This is a genomic window from Bradyrhizobium sp. S3.12.5 (genome assembly GCF_040548225.1).
In the GTDB taxonomy this organism is placed as follows: domain Bacteria; phylum Pseudomonadota; class Alphaproteobacteria; order Rhizobiales; family Xanthobacteraceae; genus Bradyrhizobium; species Bradyrhizobium cytisi.
Window position 1 is genome coordinate 36,211 of the sequence record NZ_JBEPRF010000021.1, and the last position, 16,422, is coordinate 52,632.

Genomic DNA, 16,422 nt, shown 5'->3' on the forward strand with positions numbered 1-16,422 from the left:
TGCTCATGCTGATTGACCGCCGCCCGATCCTGCTCGCCAACGCCCGCGTCGTCGATCCCAGCAGGGATTTCGACGGTCCCGGCGACGTCCTGATTGCCGACGGCGTCATCCGCGAGACCCGTCGCGGCATTGGTGCCGCCGGCGTCCCCGAGGGCACCGACGTCGTCAATTGCTCCGGCATGATCGTGGCGCCCGGCCTGATCGACATGCGCGCCTTCGTCGGCGAGCCCGGCTTCAGCCATCGCGAGACCTTTGCGTCCGCGAGCCAGGCGGCCGCGACCGGCGGCATCACCACCATCATCTGCCAGCCCGAGACGTCTCCCGTCATCGACAACTCCGCGACCGTCGATTTCGTGATGCGGCGTGCGCGCGACACCGCGATCGTCAACATCCAGCCGATGGCGGCGCTGACCAAGGGCATGCGCGGCGAGGAGATGACCGAGTTCGGCCTGCTCAAGGCCGCAGGCGCTGTGGCCTTCAGCGATGGCGACCGCAGCGTCACCAATGCGCAGGTGATGCGGCGCGCGCTGACCTACGCGCGCGACTTCGACGCGCTGATCGTGCATCACACCGAGGACCCCGATCTCGTCGGCGAAGGCGTGATGAACGAGGGCGAGTTCGCCTCGCGCCTCGGCCTGATGGGCATCCCCAAGGCCGCCGAGGCCGTGATCCTCGAACGCGACATGCGCCTGGTTGCACTGACCGGCGGCCGCTATCACGCCGCCTCACTGTCCTGCATCGAGTCGCTTGAGATCCTGAAGCGCGCCCGCGACGCAGGCCTTGCCGTCACCGCCTCGGTCTCGATCAACCATCTTGCGCTGAACGAGAACGACATCGGCCCCTACCGGTCCTTCCTGAAATTGTCGCCGCCGCTGCGCACCGAGGACGATCGCCGCGCGCTGGTGGAGGCGGTGGCCTCCGGCCTCGTCGACGTCATCATGTCCGATCACAATCCGCACGACGTCGAGATGAAGCGCCTGCCGTTTGCGGAAGCGGCTCCAGGCGCCATCGGGCTCGAGACCATGCTGCCCGCGGGCCTGCGGCTGGTTCATAATGAGGAGCTCGACCTCAAGACGCTGATCCGGGCGATGTCGACCCGGCCGGCGGAGATTCTGGGCCTGCCCGGCGGAACTCTGCGCGCAGGCAGCCCGGCCGACGTCATCGTGATCGATCCCGACGTGCCCTGGGTGGTCGATCCCGCCGACCTCAAATCGCCGTGCAAGAACACCCCGTTCGACGAAGCCCGCTTTACAGGTCGCGTGGTGCGGACCATCGTTGGCGGACGGACGGTTTTTGAGCATGTCTAGGATGCCGTCTTTTGGCGATGCGGGGCCCGTCTCGCGTCGCGGCAATATGTCAGGACCGGATCATGGGCGCTGGCTATGTCGGCCATGGAGACACCGCCATGGGGCTTGATGCATTCCTGCCGGTGGCCTTCGTCATCGGCTACTTGCTTGGCTCGATTCCGTTCGGGCTGGTGCTGACCAGGCTTGCCGGCACGCAGGATATCCGCTCGATCGGTTCCGGCAGCATCGGCGCCACCAATGTGCTGCGCACCGGCCGCAAGAGTCTCGCCGCGGGCACCCTGCTGCTCGATGCGCTCAAGGGCACCGTGGCCGTGCTGATCGCCGGCTACATCGCCGGCCCCAATGCCGCGATGGTGGCGGGCCTCGGCGCCTTCCTCGGCCATCTCTTCCCGGTCTGGCTGAAGTTCAAAGGCGGCAAGGGCGTCGCGGTCTATATCGGCATCCTGCTAGGGCTGATTCCGGCCGGTGCCTTGGTCTTCTGTATCCTTTGGCTCGCCACCGCCTTCACCACCCGCTACTCGTCGCTCTCGGCGCTCGTGGCGGCCTTCGTAACGCCAATCTCACTCTGGTTTTTTGGCAACTATGAGTTGGCCTCATTGGCCGTGGTGCTGACACTGCTGCTGTTCTACGCGCATCGCGAGAATATCAAGCGGCTGCAATCAGGCAAGGAAAGCCGGATCGGCGAGAAGGCGTAAGGCCGGAAAAAGTCCGGATACCGCCGCGGGGCAACCGCATTATATGCCAATTCCTGTTCGCAACTCGGAAGCCTTTCGCGGCCACAGTGGCGAGCGGGTTCCATGCCTGTCATCCTGACGGCGGAAATGGTGTTACGCGGTTGCTCAGAATGAGCGAGAAGATGGACGGCACGCATGACGACGGCGGCTCGCAGGGCACTGCGGCAAGCCGGCTGCTCTCATCGACCAACGTCTGGTCCAACGTGCCCTTACTGCCTCCCGCGCCGAAGCCTGTCCCCGCACCTCCACCTGCTCCCGTGGTGCAAGCTCCTGCAACGGTCAAGGTCGTAAACACTGCTGCGTCCGTACAGCCGCACGCCGAGCCATGGCCGCCGCGAAAACTGTCACTAGCGCTTCAGGGCGGCGGGACCTTTGCCGCCTTCACCTGGGGCGTGCTGGAGCGGCTGCTGGAAGAGCCGTCGATTGAATTCGATACTATCAGCGGCGCCAGCGCCGGCGCCATCAACGCGCTGCTGCTGGCCTGCGGCCTTGCAGAAGGCGGCCGCGAAGGCGCTCGCAGCCGGCTGAACCGGTTCTGGATCCGGCTGATGCACGAGGCCTCGTTCCGCTCGCTGATGCTGATCGGCGGCTTCTCGCCGGCGGGAAGCTCGCTCGCCTTCGGGCCGACGTTGCGCTCCGGCCAGTTCGATCCGTTCGATCTCGATCCGCTGCGCCTGGCGCTGTCACGCGACATCAATTTTGCCGGCTTGCGCAATGCCAGATGCCCAAAGCTCTTGATCGCGGCAACGCGGATCCGCGACGGGCAGCAACAGATTTTTGGCAATGACGCCGTGACCGCCGACGTCGCGCTGGCCTCGACCTGCCCGCCGCTGGTTCACTGCGCCGTCGAGATCGACGGCGAGGCCTATTGGGATGGCGGGCTTGGCGGCAATCCGCCGCTGATCGAGCTGGCGCAGCAATCGGCAACCGCCGATCTGCTGCTCATCCAGGTCACGCCCACGCGCGACAGCTATGTGCCGATCACGCTCGCCGCGATCGATCGCCGCCTCGACCAGATCGCGGCCAACGCGGCGCTCAACGCCGAGATCGCAGCAATCGCATGGGCGCAGTCCCACGCAGCCAACGCGCTGCGGCTCTCCAAGATCGCCGCGGAAGACTCGGTCGAGGGCCTGGCGCAGCGCTCGTCCACCGACCTCGGCCGCGGCTTCATCCGCCTGTTGCACCGAAGCGGCCGCGAAGCCGCCGAGCGCTGGCTCGGGCAGAGTTCGCATGCCGCCGCGGTGCAGATCAAATCGGACGATCGCGAACCCGCGCTAGCCTGACTTCGCCAGCGCATCCTCCAGGAACCACGCCGCCGCCAGCGCGCTCGCGTCGTTGCCGAAGCGCGCGATCACCTGCACACCGATCGGGAGGCCCCCGACCTTCATCACCGGCACGTTGACGCAAGGGTTGCCCATCAGCGTCCACAGCCGGTTGTAGCGGGGCGAGCCGGTCGAGGCGAGCTCCTTGGCCGGCGCTGTGCCCGGCGCCGGATAGGTCAGCAGCACGTCGAAACCCTCGAACATTTCAGCCAGCTCGCGGCGGCCGCGGCGCGCGATCCGGCGGGCGTCGTCATATTCCTTCGGCGTCAGTCCGACGGTGGCGTCGAGACTCTCGCGCAGCATCGGCGCGATCTCGTCGTGATGCTGGTCGAACTCCCAGGCGAGCGCGCGATGCGCCTCAAAATCCTGGATGATGGGATGGATGCGCCAGGCTTCCTGCACCGCCTCGGGCAGCTCGATGGTCTTCACGCTGGCGCCGGCGCGCTCGGCCGCCTTGATCGCCGCCAGCAACCCCTCTTCGGCCGCCGGCTCGACGGCCTCGGCAAACTCCTGCCTGACAACGCCGATGCGCGGCGTCTTCGCCGCGACAATGCCGTCGAATTCAGTACGCCCGGTGATTGCCAGCAACCCGCGCGCGAGATCCTCTGCGCGGGATCCAAACAGGCCGACCGTGTCGAGCGCCCACGAATAGCATTTGACGCCGATGGTCGGCAGCATCCGGAACGACGGCTTGATCGCGGCCGCGCCGCAATAGGCGGCGGGCCGGATCACCGATCCGCCGGTCTGGGTGCCCAACGCCAGCGGGATCATGCCGGCGCCGACGGCCGCCGCCGAGCCCGAGGACGAGCCGCCCGGCGTGTGGCCAAGATTATGCGGATTGAGCGTCGAGGTCGGATCGCGCGAGGCGAACGCCGTGGTCGTGGTCTTGCCGATGATGGTGGCGCCCGCCCGCTTCAGCATCATCACCACCGGCGCGTCCGAGCGCGGCTGCCAGCCGCGGTAGATCTCCGAGCCCATCTCGGTCGGCATATCAGCGGTGTCGATGATGTCCTTGATGCCGACCGCGATGCCCCGCAGCGGACCGGAGGACTGAGCTTTCGCCGACTTGTCGTGACGGACGAAGGCGCGAACGTCCTTCTCCTTGGCCTCGATCGCCGCGTGCGACTGGGCGATGGCGTCATCGGGCGAAAGCTCTCCGCTCGCGACGCGGCGCTGGAGGTCGGCGAGTGAGATCATGGCAAAACCCTTCTTATTGGGATCGCTTTTAGCATCGCGACGAGGCCGTGCAAGCGCACGTCGACGCGAGCAATCCATGCGTGGAGTCTGGCGAGACAACACCGATCGAATGAATGCGTCGAGCAGTTCAAGAGAGGCATCTCGGCCGCAGCACTCGTCGCCGCGCGCGCTGGTCCTTAGGCCCAAAATTAGAAACGGTGACTTTCTATCATTTCTATTTATGCCGCAATTCAAAAGCGCCACCGTGAGGCCACAACGAAGGCCCGCGACGCAACTTCTTCCAAACGGCAGACGCTGATGCGTCACCGCCGTCGGACCTCAACCAAGCACAGGAGCGACTACCATGGATACGACCCGTTATGCTTCCCTCGTTGGCCGGCTGATGATCGGCCTCCCGTTTGCAATGAGCGGCTTCGGCAAGCTCGCCGCCTATGGTGCGACGACCGCCTACATCGCCTCTGCTGGATTACCGGTGCCGCCGGTGGCTTATGCGATCGCAGTTCTGGTCGAACTCGGTGGCGGTCTCTTGCTGATCGCAGGCTATCAGGCCCGCTCGGTCGCGCTGGCGCTCGCCATCTTCTCGGTGGCTGCCGGGGTCTCGTTCCACAACAACTTTGCCGATCAGAATCAGATGATCCATTTCCTCAAGAACGTGATGATGGCGGGCGGACTGCTTCAGATCTATGCCTTCGGCGCTGGTGCGTTCAGCCTTGACGCACGCCTCTTGCGTGGCAGCGTCGGTGCCGTTCAGGCGGCGCACGCTCGCTAACCGGACGAGTTTGGGAAGACCCCGTCGACCGCGGCAGGTCTTCCCGGTTGTGCTTTTGACCGCGATCGAGCTCCCCCCTGTTGCCCACGCCCTCAGGTTGTTCCATGCTGCGCCCACAAGGAGACGCCGTGGACGCCATCAATCCGAGCGTAGAACTGACTGAGGCTGACAGGATCGACCGGCTGCGGCTGATCCGCTCCGACAATGTCGGGCCGCGCACCTTCCGTTCGCTGGTCGATCACTTCGGCACGGCGCGCGCCGCGCTGGAGCGGCTGCCGGATCTGGCGCGCCGGGGCGGCGCGGCGCGATCGGGGCGCACCTGCAGCGTGGATGAAGCCAAGGCCGAGCTCGCCGCAAGCCGCAAGCTCGGCATCGCCTGGCTCGCGCCCGGCGAGAACGGCTATCCGGCGCGGCTCGCGGCGCTCGACGATGCACCGCCTCTGCTCGCCGTGCGCGGTGACAACGCAACGCTCATGCGTCCGATGATCGCGATCGTCGGATCGCGAAATGCCTCCGGCGCGGGCTTGAAGTTTGCCGGCCAGCTCGCGCGCGAGCTCGGTGAAGCCGGCTTCATCGTCATCTCGGGGCTCGCGCGCGGCGTCGATCAGGCCGCGCATCGCGCCAGCGTCGCAAGCGGCACGATCGCGGTACTCGCCGGCGGCCACGACTGCATCTATCCGCCCGAGCATGGCGATCTGCTCGCCGCGATCCTCGATCACCAGGGCGCGGCGATCTCCGAGATGCCGCTCGGCCACGAGCCCCGCGCCCGCGACTTTCCCCGCCGCAACCGGCTGATCTCCGGCGCTTCGCTCGGCGTGGTCGTGGTGGAAGCGGCGCACCGCTCGGGCTCGCTGATCACCGCGCGCATGGCTGCCGAACAGGGCCGCGAAGTGTTCGCAGTCCCCGGCTCGCCGCTCGATCCACGCGCCGCCGGCACCAATGATCTGATCAAGCAGGGCGCGACGCTCGTCACCGAAGCCGCCGACATCGTCAACGCGGTCGCACCGATCATGGAGCGGCCGCCGATGCATCCGATGAGCGAACCCGACAGCGAGCCGTTCGAGAGCGATTCGCAAGGACATGACCGCGACCAGATCACGGGCCTGCTCGGCCCTACGCCTGTTACGGTCGACGATCTCGTGCGGATGTCCGGCGCCTCGCCCGCGATCGTGCGCACGGTGCTGTTGGAGCTCGAGCTCGCCGGCCGGCTCGAACGTCACGGCGGCGGATTGGTGTCGCTGCTTTAGGTGCTGTTCCGTTGGTCGAAACGCGTGCGTGCCGATGCGATCTGCTCCTGATGCGCGATCGCCCATTCGCCCAGCGCCTTCACCGGCTGCTGCAATCCGCGGCCGAGATCGGTCAGCTCGTAGTCGACGCGCGGCGGAATGGTCGGGAAGATCGTGCGCGTGACGAGGCCGTCGCGCTCGAGGCCACGCAGCGTCAAGGTCAGCATCCGCTGCGAGATGCCGTTGATCATGCGCTTGAGCTCATTGAAGCGCTTGGGCCCGTCGCTCAGCATCATGATGACGAACACGCTCCATTTGTCGCCGACGCGCGCAAGGATCGAGGCGACCCCGCGGCAGTCCGCATGGTTCGGATCCGGCCTCCGGGGCTCAGGCAAATCGGTGTGTGCAGGTCTCAAAGATGTGCCCATGGCTCAAAAAAGTGCGTTCTTGCGGGGAATTTGATAGTCACTCATGTAGTGCGGGTTACAAATCTATACCATAGGTGACCCAAATGAAACTCCTCCATCTCGACTCCAGCGTGCTCGGCCCCCACTCCGTCTCCAGGCAGGTGTCCGCCGCCGTCGTCGACCGGCTGCGGCAGGCCACGCCCTCGCTCGACCTCGTCTATCGCGACCTGACCCAGACCCCGCTCGCCCACCTCTCCGGGTCGCACCTCGCCGCCGCGCAAGGCGCACCGGCGCCTGCGGAACTCGGACCTGACCTTGCCGCGAGCGCGGCCGTGCTGAACGAGTTCCTCGATGCCGACATCGTCGTGATCGGCGCACCGATGTACAATTTTACGATTCCTAGCCAGCTCAAGGCTTGGATCGACCGCGTTCTGGTGGCGGGAAAGACGTTCAAATATGGTGCGAGCGGACCGCAGGGCCTCGCCGGCAGCAAGCGCGTGATCGTGGCGATCTCGCGCGGCGGCTATTACGGCCCGGGCACGCCTGCCGCCTCGCTCGAGCATCTCGAAACCTATTTGCGCGGCGTGTTCGCTTTCATGGGTATCACGAGCCCCGAATTCATCGTCGCCGACGGCATCCAGGTTGGCCCTGAGCATCGCGAGAAGGCGCTGGCCGGCGCGCTCCAGGCGGCGACGAACCTGCGCGCGGCCTGAGGCCATGCCGACATCATCAGCCGCCAAAGCGTCTGCGGCGGCTGATGGACCGGCGGGTGTCCGCGAAGCTAAAACCAGGCGCCCTGCACACCCATGATCACGGCAAGGAGCGAGATGAAAAGCCCGATGCCGGAGAAGATGGCGACCCCAATGAACTCGGACGTGTCGGAGCGCTTGGCAGGAACTGCGGAACGTTCGGTGTAAATACGCGGTGCTGAAATCGGAGAATAAATGCGAGCTGCCTTTGGCATCAGGGGCTCCCTTAAATGGGTCTTATGACCTCTGCCCGTAGAAATGTCTTGGCAGCACGCGCGAAGGTTCAACGCATCACGCAAGCTTCAGAAAATACGTCTTGCCAGATGTGGGAACCGGCCGGCGCAACCGTGTCTCGCGCGCCGACCGATTCAATTTTCGCAAACGTCGATCAACCGCGATAGATCGGTGCGCCGGCTGGCGAAGCAACCGCGCCGCCGTCCACAAAGATCTCCTGCCCTTGAATATGCGCGGCGTCTTCGGAAGCGAGGAACAACACCGTCTTCGAAATGTGATCCGGTTCACCAATGCGTCCCAACGGCGTCGATAGTCCGATGCGCTTCTCGAACGCCTTCTCCGCTTCGGGTGTTGCGATCGCCGCGCCCCAGATCGGCGTGCGGATCGCACCGGGCGCAACGACATTCACGCGGATTCCGCGCGGCGACAGTTCCGAGGCCATGATCCGCGCCATTGCGCGCACGCCGGCCTTCGCAGCACCGTAAGCGGAGTAACCGGGAATCCCGAGCACGGAGATCACCGAACCGTTCAGGATGATCGAGGCGTTGTCGTTGAGATAGGGCAGCGCCGACTGCACGGTGAAGAACACGCCGGTGAGATTGGTGCTGATGACCTTCTCGAACACCTCGAGCGTTGCCGATCCCAGCGGCGTGCCGCCGGGGATGCCGGCATTGGCGAACACGATGTCGAGCTTGCCGAACTTTTCAGCGCCCTGCTTGATCGCGGCTTCCGTCGCGGCGATGTCGGTCGCGTCGGCCGCGACTGCGAGCGCGTTAGGACCGAGTTCCTTCGCGGCGGCCTCCAGCGTCTCCTTGTTGCGCCCGGTGATGATCACCTTGGCGCCCTCGGCCACGAACAGCTTTGCCGTTGCCAGTCCAATGCCGCTATTGCCGCCGGTAATCAGCGCCGTCTTGTTCTTCAGCCTCACGCTCGTCTCCAGTGGTTGCATTATAAAACTATGTTGCCTAGGGCAGATAGTTTTATTATGCAACCACACAAGCGCGTGATCAGCGCCAAAATCGGGCGAATGCGACAGGACTACGACGATGGTGAAACGAACGAGTTTTGAGGGTGACGGTTGCCCGGTCGCGCGATCGCTGGAGGCGATCGGCGACTGGTGGACGCTCCTGATCATCCGCGAAGCGATGCTCGGCCTGAGCCGCTTCGGCGAGTTTCAGAACAAGCTCGGCATGGCCAAGAACATCTTGTCAGTGCGGCTGCGATCAATGGTCGAGCACGGCATTCTGGCGACCGCCCCCGCTTCCGACGGCAGCGCCTACCACGAATACGTACTGACGCCGAAGGGACGCGGCCTCTTCCCGATCCTGGTCGCGCTCCGGCAATGGAGCGAGGAGTTCGACGATACGCCTGAGGAGATCGACACCATCATGGTCGATCGCGCGAAAGGCCGCGCCGTGAAGAAGCTCGAGCTGCACGCCGAGGATGGACGATTGCTCAACCTGGCCGATATCACCTTGAAACCGCGGCCGGCGCCGCGGCGAAGATCGGCTTGATGATGGCAGACAGCGTCACCACACCCGTCATTGCGAGGAGCCCTTGCGACGAAGCAATCCAGACTGCCACCGCGGAGACAGTCTGGATTGCTTCGCTGCGCTCGCAATGACGACGCGGGGGACTTGTACAAAAGGTAGACGGCGTCGAAGATGACGAGATACCGCAAAGTGGCGCCACCATGCCCCTGCTCGCCATCGTCTACTTTTCAATCTCCGGCACCACCGAGAGGCTGGCGCATGCGATGGCGCGCGGTGCGGCTGGAATGACGGAGATCGCGCTGTGTCAGATCACCGGCGACGACATCGTGTCAGGCCGCTTTCAGAATGAGCGATTGCTGGAAATAATCGACCGCGCCGACGCAGTCGCGTTTGGCAGCCCGACCTACATGGGCGGACCAGCAGCCCAATTCAAAGCCTTCGCAGACGCTTCAAGTGACCGATGGAGCCAGCAGCGATGGGCCAACAAGATCGCGGGCGGATTCACGACCGGCGCGTGTGCAAGCGGCGATCAACTCCACACGCTCACCTACTTTTCCATTCTGGCTGCCCAGCACGGCATGCTCTGGTGCGGGCTGGATCTCCCGGGCGGAGAGGATCCGAGCGGCCGCAATCGCCTGGGCAGCCAGCTTGGCCTGGCGACACATTTCGTCGACGGCGCCCTGCCTCAGAGCGACATCAGCACCGCCGCATATCTCGGCCAGCGATTGGCGAAGATGGCTGGGCGCAACGGCTGACCGCACCGTCATCCTGAGGTGCTCGTCATGCGAAGCAGGACGAGCCTCGAAGGACGACGGCCAGGCTGCATCTCGGCCGTTCATCCTTCGAGGCTCCCGGCGCGATGCTTCGCATCGCGCCACTCGCGCCTCCAGCGACGAGCGCTGCGCGCTCGCGCGGGGATGACGGTCGGACAGCGGCGCGCTCAAGTCTCGCACCGCCGCCCCTCACGACAGCTTGCGCTTGCTCCGCAGCCTTAAGTGCTCGTCGGCCTCGAGCTTGGTCATCCCTAAGAGATAATGCAGCACATCGAGCTTGTGGCGCTCGGCGAGCTTGCGCAGCGCGCCCGCCTGCTCGGCGATGAAGCCCACGGCTTCATCGACCCCGCCCTCCCCCGGTTCCTCGTTGCGCGAGCCTCCCCGCACGCCTGATGCGGCGCGCGCGCGTTTCTTTCCTGGCTTTGCCACCAGCCCCATCCGAATCCATGCCCGCGGGGACATTACGCCTACATCGGCCGCAACTCCAAGGTGGTAGTTTGCAACTTTCTCGATATGAAACTTTTCCCATTTCGCTGGGCTTCAACACGCTTCGATTTGACAGCGAGGGCCTCACCACCCATGTTCGGGTCGAAACGGCCGACCCGAATCTCGTCGATTTCGGCCCTATATTTCCCCGTAAGTTACTGGAACTACATGAATATCGTCATTGTGGAGTCGCCGGCGAAAGCCAAGACGATCAACAAGTATTTGGGCTCGTCCTATGAGGTTCTGGCCTCGTTCGGCCATGTCCGCGACCTTCCCGCAAAGAACGGTTCCGTCGATCCCGACGCCAATTTCAAGATGATCTGGGAGATCGACCCCAAGGCGGCCGGCCGGCTCAACGACATCGCCAGGTCCCTGAAGGGCGCCGACCGCCTGATTCTGGCGACCGACCCTGATCGCGAGGGCGAGGCCATCTCCTGGCACGTGCTGGAGGTGCTGAAAGAAAAACGCGCGCTGAAGGACCACAAGATCGAGCGCGTGGTGTTCAATGCGATCACCAAGCAGGCGGTCACGGACGCGATGAAGCATCCGCGCCAGATCGACGGCGCGCTGGTCGACGCCTATATGGCGCGCCGCGCCCTGGACTATCTGGTCGGCTTCACGCTCTCCCCCGTGCTGTGGCGCAAGCTGCCGGGCGCCCGCTCGGCCGGCCGTGTCCAGTCGGTGGCGCTGCGTCTGGTCTGCGACCGCGAGCTCGAGATCGAGAAATTCGTTGCCCGCGAATACTGGTCGCTGATCGCGACCCTGCTGACGCCGCGCGGCGACACCTTCGAGGCCCGCCTGGTCGGCGCCGACGGCAAGAAGATCCAGCGTCTCGACATCGGCACCGGCGCGGAAGCCGAAGACTTCAAGAAGGCGCTGGAAACAGCCAGCTACGCCGTGACCGCGGTCGACGCGAAGCCGGCCCGGCGCAATCCGCAGGCGCCCTTCACCACCTCGACGCTGCAGCAGGAAGCCAGCCGCAAATACGGCTTTGCGCCCGCGCACACCATGCGCATCGCGCAGCGTCTTTATGAAGGCATCGACATCGGCGGCGAGACCACCGGACTCATTACTTATATGCGTACCGACGGCGTGCAGATCGATCCGTCCGCGATCACCCAGGCGCGCAAGGTGATCGGCGAGGATTACGGCAACGCCTACGTGCCGGACGCCCCACGCCAGTACCAGGCCAAGGCCAAGAACGCGCAGGAAGCGCACGAAGCGATCCGCCCGACCGACATGTCGCGCCGTCCAGCCAGCATGAGCCGCAAGCTCGATGCCGATCAGGCGCGGCTCTACGAGCTGATCTGGAAGCGCACCATCGCGAGCCAGATGGAATCGGCCGAGCTCGAGCGCACCACCGTCGACATCACAGCGAAGGCCGGCGCCCGCACGCTGGAGCTGCGCGCCACCGGCCAGGTCGTCAAGTTCGACGGTTTTCTGGCGCTCTACCAGGAAGGCCGCGACGACGAGGAGGACGAAGACTCACGCCGCCTCCCGGCGATGAGCCCGAAAGACGCGCTCAAGCGGCAGTCGCTGTCCGTCACCCAGCATTTCACCGAGCCGCCGCCGCGCTTCTCGGAGGCGTCGCTGGTCAAGCGCATGGAAGAGCTCGGCATCGGCCGGCCCTCGACCTATGCCTCGATCCTGCAGGTGCTGAAGGACCGCGGCTATGTCAAGCTGGAGAAGAAGCGCCTGCATGGCGAGGACAAGGGCCGCGTCGTGGTCGCGTTCCTCGAAAGCTTCTTCAGCCGCTACGTCGAATACGACTTCACGGCCAATCTGGAGGAGCAGCTCGACCGCATCTCCAACAACGAGATCTCATGGCAGCAGGTGCTAAAGGATTTCTGGACCGGCTTCATCGGTGCCGTCGACGAGATCAAGGATCTGCGCGTCGCCCAGGTGCTGGACGTGCTCGACGACCTGCTCGGACAGCACATCTATCCGCCCCGCACCGATGGCGGCGACATCCGGCAGTGCCCGAGCTGCGGCAACGGCCGGCTGAACCTGAAGGCCGGCAAGTTCGGCGCCTTCGTCGGCTGTTCGAACTATCCGGAGTGCCGCTACACCCGTCAGCTCGCCGCCGACAGCGAGACCACCGCGGACCGTTCGCTCGGCCAGGATCCCGACACCGGTCGCGACGTCTGGGTCAAGGCCGGCCGCTTTGGTCCCTACATCCAGCTCGGCGAGCAGAAGGATTATGAGGAAGGCGAGAAGCCGAAGCGCGCGGGCATCCCGAAGGGCACCTCGCCCGGCGATGTCGATCTCGAGCTTGCGCTGAAGCTGTTGTCGCTGCCGCGCGAGATCGGCAAGCATCCTGAGACCGGTGAGCCGATCACCGCCGGCCTCGGTCGCTTCGGGCCGTTCGTGAAGCACGAGAAGACCTACGCCAGCTTAGAAGCCGGCGATGAAGTGTTCGACATCGGCCTCAATCGCGCGGTCACGCTGATCGCCGAGAAGGTCGCCAAGGGTCCAAGCCGACGCTTCGGTGCCGATCCCGGCAAGACTATCGGCGACCATCCGACGCTCGGCACCGTCACCGTGAAGAGCGGCCGTTACGGCGCCTATGTCACCGCGGGCGGCGTCAACGCGACGATCCCCGCGGAGTTCGAAAAGGACACCGTGACGCTGCCGCAGGCGATCGCGCTGATCGACGAGCGCGCGGCCAAGGGCGGCGGCAAGAAGCCCAGGAAGGCGGCGAAGCCGGCCAAGGCCAAGAAAACTGCAGAGAAGACTGCGGATGGCGCCGAGGTCGCGCCGAAGAAGAAACCGGCCGCGAAGAAGGCGGTTAAAACCAAATCCGAATCCACCAGCAAGGCGCGCGCCGCCGTGCCGTCGACCGCCAAGACTTCAGCAGTCAAGACGTCGCCGACCAAGGTGTCCGCCGCCAAAGCTCCGGCCAAGAAAAGTGCCGGCACGACTTAAGAGGTTAAGTGAAACGCAAGAATGACCATGGCTTTCCCGACAGGAGCGCCATCGTCGCCTTCATCAAGGCAAATCATGGAAACGTCGGGACCCGCGAGATTGCGCGCGAGTTCGGCCTGAAGAACGCCGATCGCATCGAGCTCAAGCGCCTGCTGCGCGAGCTTGCCGACGACGGCACCATCAAGAAGAAACGCCACAAGGTTTCCGAGCCGGACAGCCTGCCGTCGACGCTGGTTGCCGATATCACCGGCCGCGACGCCGACGGCGAGCTGATCGCCTCCCCCACCGAATGGGACGAGGTCGAAAGCGGCGAGCCGCCAAAAATCCTCATCGTAATGCAACGCCGGCCAAAGCCGGGCACCACAGCCGGAATCGGCGACCGCGCATTGCTGCGGGTCGAGCGCTCGGATGAAATCGAAGGTCCGGCCTATCGCGGCCACATCATCAAGGTCTTCGACAAGACCAAGAGCCGCATCCTCGGCGTGTTCCGCAGCCTGCCTGAAGGCGGCGGACGGCTGATCCCGGTCGACAAGAAGTCCGCCGACCGCGAGCTGAACATCGCAGCCGCTGACGCGCACGGCGCGCAGGACGGCGACCTCGTCAGCGTCGATATCGTCCGCTCCCGCGCCTTTGGGCTCGCCTCCGGCCGGGTCAAGGAGAAGCTCGGCTCGGTCAAGTCCGAGAAGGCGATCAGCCTGATCGCGATCTATGCCCACGATATTCCGCTGCAATTCTCCTCCGCCGCCGAGCGCGAGGCCGAAGCCGCAGAGCCGGCGAACCTGAAGGGCCGCGAAGACTGGCGCGACGTCCCGCTCGTCACCATCGATCCGCCTGACGCCAAGGATCACGACGACGCGGTGCATGCGCAGCCCGATCCCGATCCGAACAACAAGGGCGGCTTCATCGTCGATGTCGCCATTGCGGATGTGAGCTTCTATGTTCGGCCGGGTACCGCGCTCGACCGCAATGCGCTCGACCGCGGCAACTCGGTCTATTTCCCCGACCGCGTCGTGCCGATGCTGCCCGAGCGCATCTCCAACAATCTGTGCTCGCTGGTGCCGGGCGAGCCGCGCGGCGCGCTCGCGGTGCGGATGATCATTGCGCCTGACGGCCGCAAGCGTTCGCACTCATTCCATCGCATTCTGATGCGCTCGGCCGCGAAGCTGAGCTACGCACAGGCGCAGGCTGCGATTGACGGCCGGCCGGACGACACCACCGGCCCCCTGCTCGATACGATCCTGAGGCCGCTCTACGCGGCTTACGCCTGCGTCAAGCGCGCCCGCGACGAGCGCGATCCGCTCAATCTCGATCTGCCCGAGCGCAAGATTCTGCTCAAGAGCGACGGCACCGTCGATCGTGTCGTCGTCCCTGACAGGCTCGATGCGCACAAGCTGATCGAGGAGTTCATGATCCTCGCCAACGTCGCGGCGGCGGAAATGCTCGAGAAGAAATCGCTGCCGCTGATCTATCGCGTGCACGACGAGCCGACGCTGGAGAAGGTCCACGCGCTCTCGGAGTTTTTGCAGACACTCGACGTCCCCTTCGCCAAAGGCGGCGCGTTGCGCCCCGCTCTGTTCAACCGCGTGCTGGCGCAGCTCGAAGGCCACGACCACTTCCCGCTGGTCAGCGAAGTCGTGCTGCGCGCGCAGGCGCAGGCGGAATATTCATCCGAGAATTACGGTCATTTCGGCCTGAATTTGCGCCGTTATGCGCATTTCACCTCGCCGATCCGCCGCTATGCCGACCTCGTCGTGCACCGCGCGCTGGTCCGCGCACTTGGGCTTGGCGAAGGCGCCCTGCTCGACAGCGAGACGGCGGAATCGCTCGGCGAAGTCGCCGCCCACATTTCGCTGACCGAGCGGCGCGCGATGAAGGCCGAGCGCGAGACCGTCGACCGTCTGATCGCGCACCATCTCGCCGACCGCATCGGCGCGAGTTTTCAGGGCCGCGTCTCCGGCGTCACCCGCGCCGGGCTGTTTGTCAAACTCGCTGAAACCGGCGCCGACGGATTGATCCCGATCCGATCCCTTGGCACGGAATATTTCAACTATGACGAGGGCCGCCACGCGCTGGTCGGCACCCGCAGCCGCACCATGTACCAGCTCGGCGACGTCGTTGATGTCCGCCTGATCGAGGCAGCTCCCATCGCAGGCGCGCTGCGTTTCGAGCTGCTGTCGTCATCCAGCGAGACCGCGCCGCGCGACCGCAGGCAACCTGGTCCGCAACGCCGTCCCGCGTTCAAGGCACATCCCGGACGCAGCCCGGACAAAAAACACAAGCCGCCGAAGCGAAAGCCCGGCAAGAAGGACAAAGGAAAGAGCAAGAGCAAAGGCGGGGGACAGAAGGGCAAGGCATGGTGACCATGAGCACAGCCCCAAAGATCTGGACGCGCGAGACCGGCCTCGTCGAGAAGCGCGATCTCTGGGCGGCGATGAAGCGCGGCTTTCGCGGCCGCTGCCCGCGGTGCGGCGAGGGAAAACTGTTCCGCGCCTTCCTGAAGACGGCGGACAATTGCGCGAAATGCGGCCTCGACTTCACGCCGCATCGCGCCGACGATTTGCCCCCCTATCTCGTGATCGTCATCGTCGGCCACATCACCGTGCCGAGCATCTTGTGGATCGAGACCAATTACACGACGCCGGTCTGGCTGACCTTCGCGGCCTATTTGCCCTTCACCTTCTTCGCCTCGCTCGCCCTGTTGCAGCCCGTGAAGGGAGCTGTGGTCGGCTTGCAATGGGCTCTGCGCATGCACGGGTTTGACGACAACCCGCCGGATGGTATTCCGCCGGTGTAAGCAAAA

General features: G+C 65.0%; 16 protein-coding genes. 11 read left to right on the forward strand and 5 right to left on the reverse strand.

Annotation, left to right across the window (positions count from 1 at the left end):
* Window positions 1–5 precede the first annotated feature (5 nt).
* The 3 genes from ABIC09_RS27530 to ABIC09_RS27540 all read left to right on the forward strand — a co-directional run bounded on the left by ABIC09_RS27530 (window position 6) and on the right by ABIC09_RS27540 (window position 3,324).
* Window positions 6–1,307, forward strand: a complete 1,302-nt coding sequence (locus tag ABIC09_RS27530) for a dihydroorotase (protein ID WP_148754936.1) — start codon at window positions 6–8, stop codon at window positions 1,305–1,307.
* A gap of 98 nt (window positions 1,308–1,405) precedes the next feature.
* Window positions 1,406–2,002 (forward strand): glycerol-3-phosphate 1-O-acyltransferase PlsY, encoded by a 597-nt coding sequence (gene plsY / locus ABIC09_RS27535; RefSeq protein ID WP_354084048.1) that lies wholly within the window; start codon window positions 1,406–1,408, stop codon window positions 2,000–2,002.
* Between the two features lie 149 nt (window positions 2,003–2,151).
* Complete coding sequence (locus ABIC09_RS27540; RefSeq protein WP_354111212.1) at window positions 2,152–3,324, forward strand: patatin-like phospholipase family protein; 1,173 nt, start codon at window positions 2,152–2,154, stop codon at window positions 3,322–3,324.
* Here the strand turns inward: ABIC09_RS27540 and ABIC09_RS27545 are convergent.
* Window positions 3,316–4,560, reverse strand: coding sequence for an amidase (locus tag ABIC09_RS27545; RefSeq protein ID WP_354111213.1), 1,245 nt, complete (start codon window positions 4,558–4,560; stop codon window positions 3,316–3,318). The two genes, ABIC09_RS27540 and ABIC09_RS27545, sit on opposite strands and share 9 nt — an antisense overlap.
* Before the next feature lie 343 nt (window positions 4,561–4,903).
* Between ABIC09_RS27545 and ABIC09_RS27550 the strand changes: the two genes are divergently transcribed.
* Together ABIC09_RS27550 and dprA are read left to right on the forward strand one after the other, a co-directional pair.
* Window positions 4,904–5,329, forward strand: a complete 426-nt coding sequence (locus tag ABIC09_RS27550; RefSeq protein ID WP_148754908.1) for a DoxX family protein — start codon at window positions 4,904–4,906, stop codon at window positions 5,327–5,329.
* A gap of 104 nt (window positions 5,330–5,433) precedes the next feature.
* Complete coding sequence (dprA, locus tag ABIC09_RS27555; protein WP_354111214.1) at window positions 5,434–6,576, forward strand: DNA-processing protein DprA; 1,143 nt, start codon at window positions 5,434–5,436, stop codon at window positions 6,574–6,576.
* Here dprA and ABIC09_RS27560 read toward each other — a convergent pair.
* The gene (locus ABIC09_RS27560; RefSeq protein WP_354111215.1) at window positions 6,573–6,983 is read right to left on the reverse strand and encodes a winged helix-turn-helix transcriptional regulator; all 411 of its coding nucleotides are present in this window, start codon (window positions 6,981–6,983) and stop codon (window positions 6,573–6,575) included. The genes dprA and ABIC09_RS27560 overlap by 4 nt on opposite strands.
* An 83-nt stretch (window positions 6,984–7,066) precedes the next feature.
* On the opposite strand from ABIC09_RS27560, the gene ABIC09_RS27565 reads away from it, so the two are divergent.
* Window positions 7,067–7,675 carry an FMN-dependent NADH-azoreductase gene (locus tag ABIC09_RS27565; protein ID WP_354111216.1) on the forward strand — a complete coding sequence of 203 codons (609 nt, stop codon included), beginning with the start codon at window positions 7,067–7,069 and terminating at the stop codon, window positions 7,673–7,675.
* 68 nt (window positions 7,676–7,743) lie between these two features.
* Here the strand turns inward: ABIC09_RS27565 and ABIC09_RS27570 are convergent, their stop codons facing one another.
* Together ABIC09_RS27570 and ABIC09_RS27575 are read right to left on the reverse strand one after the other, a co-directional pair.
* The gene (locus tag ABIC09_RS27570) at window positions 7,744–7,926 is read right to left on the reverse strand and encodes a hypothetical protein (protein WP_354111217.1); all 183 of its coding nucleotides are present in this window, start codon (window positions 7,924–7,926) and stop codon (window positions 7,744–7,746) included.
* 173 nt (window positions 7,927–8,099) lie between these two features.
* Window positions 8,100–8,873 (reverse strand): SDR family oxidoreductase, encoded by a 774-nt coding sequence (locus ABIC09_RS27575; RefSeq protein ID WP_354111218.1) that lies wholly within the window; start codon window positions 8,871–8,873, stop codon window positions 8,100–8,102.
* A gap of 118 nt (window positions 8,874–8,991) precedes the next feature.
* Here ABIC09_RS27575 and ABIC09_RS27580 point away from each other — a divergent pair, with 118 nt between their 5' ends.
* Both ABIC09_RS27580 and ABIC09_RS27585 read left to right on the forward strand, forming a co-directional pair.
* Complete coding sequence (locus tag ABIC09_RS27580) at window positions 8,992–9,459, forward strand: winged helix-turn-helix transcriptional regulator (protein ID WP_354111219.1); 468 nt, start codon at window positions 8,992–8,994, stop codon at window positions 9,457–9,459.
* A 179-nt stretch (window positions 9,460–9,638) separates the two neighbouring features.
* Window positions 9,639–10,193, forward strand: coding sequence for a flavodoxin family protein (locus tag ABIC09_RS27585; protein ID WP_354111220.1), 555 nt, complete (start codon window positions 9,639–9,641; stop codon window positions 10,191–10,193).
* Between the two features lie 207 nt (window positions 10,194–10,400).
* Here the strand turns inward: ABIC09_RS27585 and ABIC09_RS27590 are convergent, their stop codons facing one another.
* Window positions 10,401–10,649, reverse strand: a complete 249-nt coding sequence (locus ABIC09_RS27590; RefSeq protein ID WP_148754901.1) for a hypothetical protein — start codon at window positions 10,647–10,649, stop codon at window positions 10,401–10,403.
* A gap of 216 nt (window positions 10,650–10,865) precedes the next feature.
* Here ABIC09_RS27590 and topA point away from each other — a divergent pair, with 216 nt between their 5' ends.
* From topA to ABIC09_RS27605, 3 genes are read left to right on the forward strand one after another with little or no spacing between them, the layout of a single operon-like run.
* Window positions 10,866–13,622, forward strand: coding sequence for a type I DNA topoisomerase (gene topA / locus ABIC09_RS27595; protein WP_354111221.1), 2,757 nt, complete (start codon window positions 10,866–10,868; stop codon window positions 13,620–13,622).
* Window positions 13,623–13,630: 8 nt separating this feature from the next.
* Window positions 13,631–15,982 (forward strand): ribonuclease R, encoded by a 2,352-nt coding sequence (gene rnr / locus ABIC09_RS27600; RefSeq protein ID WP_354111222.1) that lies wholly within the window; start codon window positions 13,631–13,633, stop codon window positions 15,980–15,982.
* On the forward strand, window positions 15,976–16,416 hold the full coding sequence (locus ABIC09_RS27605; protein ID WP_354032642.1) for a DUF983 domain-containing protein: 441 nt from the start codon (window positions 15,976–15,978) through the stop codon (window positions 16,414–16,416). The genes rnr and ABIC09_RS27605 overlap by 7 nt, the downstream gene beginning before the upstream one ends.
* Window positions 16,417–16,422: the final 6 nt, after the last annotated feature.

Bases quoted from the DNA above. Each gene is read 5' to 3' on its own strand.
- ABIC09_RS27530 (WP_148754936.1), top strand. From the start codon at position 6: ATGCTGATTGACCGCCGCCCGATCCTGCTCGCCAACGCCCGCGTCGTC.
- plsY (WP_354084048.1), top strand. From the start codon at position 1,406: ATGGGGCTTGATGCATTCCTGCCGGTGGCCTTCGTCATCGGCTACTTG.
- ABIC09_RS27540 (WP_354111212.1), top strand. From the start codon at position 2,152: ATGAGCGAGAAGATGGACGGCACGCATGACGACGGCGGCTCGCAGGGC.
- ABIC09_RS27545 (WP_354111213.1), bottom strand. From the start codon at position 4,560: ATGATCTCACTCGCCGACCTCCAGCGCCGCGTCGCGAGCGGAGAGCTT.
- ABIC09_RS27550 (WP_148754908.1), top strand. From the start codon at position 4,904: ATGGATACGACCCGTTATGCTTCCCTCGTTGGCCGGCTGATGATCGGC.
- dprA (WP_354111214.1), top strand. From the start codon at position 5,434: ATGCTGCGCCCACAAGGAGACGCCGTGGACGCCATCAATCCGAGCGTA.
- ABIC09_RS27560 (WP_354111215.1), bottom strand. From the start codon at position 6,983: ATGGGCACATCTTTGAGACCTGCACACACCGATTTGCCTGAGCCCCGG.
- ABIC09_RS27565 (WP_354111216.1), top strand. From the start codon at position 7,067: ATGAAACTCCTCCATCTCGACTCCAGCGTGCTCGGCCCCCACTCCGTC.
- ABIC09_RS27570 (WP_354111217.1), bottom strand. From the start codon at position 7,926: ATGCCAAAGGCAGCTCGCATTTATTCTCCGATTTCAGCACCGCGTATT.
- ABIC09_RS27580 (WP_354111219.1), top strand. From the start codon at position 8,992: ATGGTGAAACGAACGAGTTTTGAGGGTGACGGTTGCCCGGTCGCGCGA.
- ABIC09_RS27585 (WP_354111220.1), top strand. From the start codon at position 9,639: ATGCCCCTGCTCGCCATCGTCTACTTTTCAATCTCCGGCACCACCGAG.
- ABIC09_RS27590 (WP_148754901.1), bottom strand. From the start codon at position 10,649: ATGGGGCTGGTGGCAAAGCCAGGAAAGAAACGCGCGCGCGCCGCATCA.
- topA (WP_354111221.1), top strand. From the start codon at position 10,866: ATGAATATCGTCATTGTGGAGTCGCCGGCGAAAGCCAAGACGATCAAC.
- ABIC09_RS27605 (WP_354032642.1), top strand. From the start codon at position 15,976: ATGGTGACCATGAGCACAGCCCCAAAGATCTGGACGCGCGAGACCGGC.